This window comes from Salinispora sp. H7-4 (genome assembly GCF_013416675.1).
Classification (GTDB): Bacteria; Actinomycetota; Actinomycetes; order Mycobacteriales; family Micromonosporaceae; genus Micromonospora; species Micromonospora vitiensis.
On record NZ_JABZED010000008.1, the window covers coordinates 16,666 to 21,541 of the forward strand.

Consider the following 4,876-nt stretch of genomic DNA (forward strand, 5'->3'; position numbering starts at 1 on the left):
ACCTCTACGTCATCCCCGACGAAACCATCCCCCTGCTCGCCGACGACCGACTCGACCAGCGACTGTTCAACGTCACCGACCTCATCGACATGGGCTACGACGACGCCCACACCACCGACATACCGCTAATCGCCACCTACCCCGAAACAGCCCGCACCACCACCAGCACCGCCCCCGAGGGTGCAACGCTGACCCACGACCTACCGGCCATCAACGGCCACGCCCTCACCACCGACAAAGAAGACACCCGCACCCTCTGGACCACCATCAGCTCCGCTTCCGGCTCCGATCAGACCCGCGCGGAAAGCGGCATCGCTAAGCTCTGGCTCGACGGTCAGGTACACGCCACCCTCGCCGACAGCGTCCCCCAGGTCGGTGCCCCCGAGGCCTGGGAGGCCGGCTATGACGGCGACGGCGCCACCGTCGCCGTCCTCGACACCGGCATCGACCCCACCCACCCCGACCTGACCGACCAAATCAAGGACAGCGTCAGCTTCGTCCCCGACCAGGACACCACCGACCCGCAGGGGCACGGCACCCACGTCGCCTCGATCGTCGCCGGCACCGGTGCGGCCTCCGACGGCGACAACACCGGCGTCGCACCCGGAGCCGACCTACTCAACGGAAAAGTCCTCAACAACGGAGGCGTCGGCTACGACTCCTGGGTCATCGCCGGCATGCAGTGGGCCGCCGAATCCGGCGCCGACGTGATCAACATGAGCCTCGGCTTCGAGGCGCGCACCGATGTCCTCGACCCGGTGACCCTCGCCGTGGAGAACCTCTCCGCGCAGCACGGCACCCTCTTCGTCATCGCCGCCGGCAACAACGCAATGACCATCGCCACTCCTGGCAACGCCGAAAGCGCGCTGACCGTCGGCGCTGTGGACAAGCAGGACCAGCTCGCCGGCTTCTCCAGTGTCGGACCACTGGCCGGCACCGGAGGGCTCAAGCCCGACCTCACCGCCCCCGGCGTCGCCATCAACGCCGCCCGCTCCCAACAGAGCGCCGGCAATGGCATGTACACCATCAAGACCGGCACCTCAATGTCAGCCCCACACGTCGCCGGAGCGGCGGCTATCCTCGCCCAGCAACACCCTGACTGGACCGGCCAACAAATCAAAGACGCCCTGATGAGCAGCGCCGAGGCACTGAGCGACAGCTACACCGCGTTCCAGGTCGGCACCGGCCGGCTCGACGTGCAAGCGGCCGTGAACAGCACCGTACGCGCCGCCGGCTCCGCCTTCATCGGCTACTTCGAATGGCCACACCAACCCACCGACACCCCCGCCACCGAACCGGTCACCATCACCAACAGCGGCACCACCCCGGTCACCCTCGACCTGGCCATCACCGGCAGCGACGCATTCACCCTCAACGACTCCACGGTGACCGTGCCCGCGGGCGGTCAGGTGGACGTCCCGGTGACCGCTGACCCGAGTGGAATCGCCATCGGCTCACACTCCGGCCACCTCGTCGGCACCGACCCCACCACCGGCGACACCATCACCCGCACCGCCCTCGGCCTCCTCAAGGAAGACGAACGCTACGGCCTGACCATCAACCTCCGCGACCACAAGGGCGACCCCACCCAGGCATTCATCCTGTTCCAGGCGGACGACAGTTGGTTCCGCCGGTACATCCCAGTCGATGGCGAACGGACGCTGCGCCTGCCACCGGGGACCTACACGCTGGAGACGAAGGCGGAGATCCCGGGTGAGCAAGCGGACTCCCTCGGCTACGCCCTACTGGCCGCCCCGAGGGTCGTGCTCGACAAACCAACCGAGGTAAACCTGGACGCCAGCCAGGCCCGACTCCTCGACACCACCACACCCGAACGCACCGAAGACCGACAGCGCCTACTCCAGTACACCATCGACCACGGCACCGGTACCGACCCTTACCACTACTTCCATTTCATCCCGGCGGCATACGACGACCTGTACGTCCTACCGATCGAAAAGACCACCGAAAACTCGTTCGCCATGGCGGCGACATGGCGTAAGGGCGCACCAGTCCTGAGCCTGCGCGCCCTCGGCCTACTCCCCATCGACGCCGCCGTCCAACCCGGCAGCACCATCACCACCGGCAAACAATGGCTACACCCCATCTACGCCGGCACCGGCACCCCCGAGGACTACGCCAACCTCGACGCCGACGGCAAAATCGCCGTCGTCACCCGCAACGACGAGGTCAGCGCACCCGACCGCGCCGCCGCCGCAGCCGCCGCCGGAGCCGAAATGCTCCTGGTCGTCAACGACAACCCCGGAATCCTCCACGAAGATGTCGGCGAAGTACCCATCCCCGTCGCCAGCATCCACCGCGACATCGGAAACGCCCTGATCAAACTCGCCGAACACGGCATGCCGCCGCTGAAGGTCACCCAGGATCAGTACCCCGACACCATCTATGACCTGGCCAAAGTCTGGCGGGATCAGGTGCCGGACCAGCCGCTCACCTACCACCCCAGCCACCACGACCTGGCCCGAATCGACGCCCGATACCACGCCGTCAACGACACCGAAGGTTCCGGCTTCCGCGCTAGCACGGCCATCGGCCACCCGATCGCGGTTAGCGAGCCAGAGTCGCACCCCGGCACCCGCACCGAATGGGTCACCCCCGAAATCCCCTGGATCGAACACCACGAACAGTCCGGTTGGAACGTCAGGGCCGACCAACGCACCTACGCGAAAGGCACGACCAGCAGAGTAAACTGGTTCGCACCTGCTATCCGACCGGCCTTCAACCAGTCCTCCTATCTTCGAAACAGTCGGTACCAGGACTACATGACTCTCAACCCGCTCCCCTGGAGCCCCTCGGGCGTGCTCGACTACGGCGGGACGACGGGGTATTCCGCCCAGGAACACATCAAGCTCTATCAGGGCGACACCCTGCTGCACGAGAGAACCACGGACTCCTCCCTGCCGAACAAGGAGGTGCCGGCCGGCACGCTGCCGTACCGGCTGGTGTTGGACGCGTCGCGCCCGGCCGACGACTGGCGACTCTCCACCCGCACCCACACCGAGTGGGACTTCATCTCCAGCACCAACGACGCTGGCCCGTTCGACCCCGTCCCGATCACGCTGCTGCAGCTCGACTACGACCTGGAGACCGACCTGCGCGGCGACGTCAAAGCCGGCACCAAACAAGAAATCAGCATCACCGCCAGGCCACAGCCGGGCGGCTCCGGCACCGGCACCATCACCTCAGTGAAGCTCGAGGTCTCCTACGACGACGGCATCACCTGGAAGCCCGTCACCCTCAAACCGGGCGACAACGACCGCCACACCGGAAAGCTGAAACTGCCAAAGCAACCCGACGGCTTCATCTCCCTCCGCGCCGCCGCCGAAACCGACACCGGCTTCGCCATCCGACAGGAACTCACCCGCGCCTACGGCCTGCGCTGACCCAACCAACGGGGTCCCCGAACCAACGACGCTCCGGGACACTGACCCAGCCAGCGGGGTTCCCGAACCGACAACGCTCCGGGGACCCCGCTGGCCCTACCCAACACAGGCGACCGCGCCACACGCCACGGAGCTGGCCCTCATCCCGCCGACCAGTCAAGACGCCCAGCAGCGGAGTCACCGTTGGAGAGCAACTCCCCTAGATGCCCGTCACGCGGTGGCGAAGTAGTGCAGTGGCGGCTAACCGCCAGCAGAAGCTATTCAATTGGTCGAGCAACATCAGTAGAACTAGATCCATGAACTCCTATCCAGGACCCTTCGCCGCTGGCGGGGCACGGCGGCGGTTGATCGCCGCCGTCGTGGCGGCCGGGATGATCGCGGCCTCCGCCGCCCCGATCAATCCAGCCGCTGCGACCGCCGGCCCACCCCCCACAACCACCCCCGCAGGCACGATCACCGGCACACAGACCGTCACCCTGGTCACCGGCGACGTCGTCACCGTCCGCACCCTCACGGGCGGCAAAACCATCGCCGAGGTCGACCAGCCCGACGACGCCACTGGCGGCTTCAGCGTCCAACAACACGGCGACGACCTCTACGTCATCCCCGACGAAGCCAAACCACTCCTGACCGACGACCGACTCGACCAGCGACTGTTCAACGTCACCGATCTGATCGAGATGGGCTACGACGACGCCCACACCACCGAACTACCCCTGATCGCCACCTACCCCGAAACCACCACCCGCACCACCGCCACCGCCCCCGAGGGTGCAACCCTCACCCACGACCTACCCGCCATCAACGGCCACGCCCTCACCACCGATAAGGAAGACACCCGCACCCTCTGGACCACCCTCACCGCCGGCTCCAGTCAGACCCGGACCAGCGCTGTAACCAAGCTTTGGCTCGACGGCCAGGTACACGCCGACCTCGCCGACAGCGTCCCCCAAATCGGCGCCCCCGAAGCCTGGGACGCCGGCTACAACGGCGACGGCGCCACCGTCGCCGTCCTCGACAGCGGTATCGACCCCACCCACCCCGACCTCATAGACCAAATCAAGGACAGCGTCAGCTTCGTCCCCGACGAAGACACCACCGACGTCAACGGACACGGCACCCACGTCGCCTCCACCGTCGCCGGCACCGGTGCGGCCTCCGACGGCGACAACACCGGCGTCGCCCCCGCAGCCGACCTGATCGTCGGCAAAGTCCTCAACAACGACGGGTACGGCTACGACTCCTGGGTCATCGCCGGCATGCAGTGGGCCGCCGAATCCGGCGCCGACATCATCAACATGAGCCTCGGCGACTCCTCCCGCACCGACGGACTCGACCCGATAGCCCTCGCGGTGGACACCCTCTCCGCAGAACACGACACCCTCTTCATCGTCGCCGCCGGCAACGACTACGGCGGACTCATCGGCACCCCCGGCACCGCCGAAAGTGCCCTCACCGTCGGCGCCGTCGAC

The 4,876-nt window shown here is 66.9% G+C and carries 2 protein-coding genes; both read left to right on the plus strand.

All coding sequences use genetic code 11. The annotated features are described in order from the left end of the window. Window positions 1-3,404, plus strand: a 3,404-nt coding sequence (locus H0524_RS10465; RefSeq protein WP_255435876.1) for a S8 family serine peptidase, incomplete at its 5' end; no start/stop codon positions are given. Window positions 3,405-3,700: 296 nt separating this feature from the next. Beyond that, window positions 3,701-4,876: S8 family serine peptidase (locus H0524_RS10470; RefSeq protein ID WP_180198485.1), on the plus strand; the 1,176-nt coding region annotated here is incomplete at its 3' end.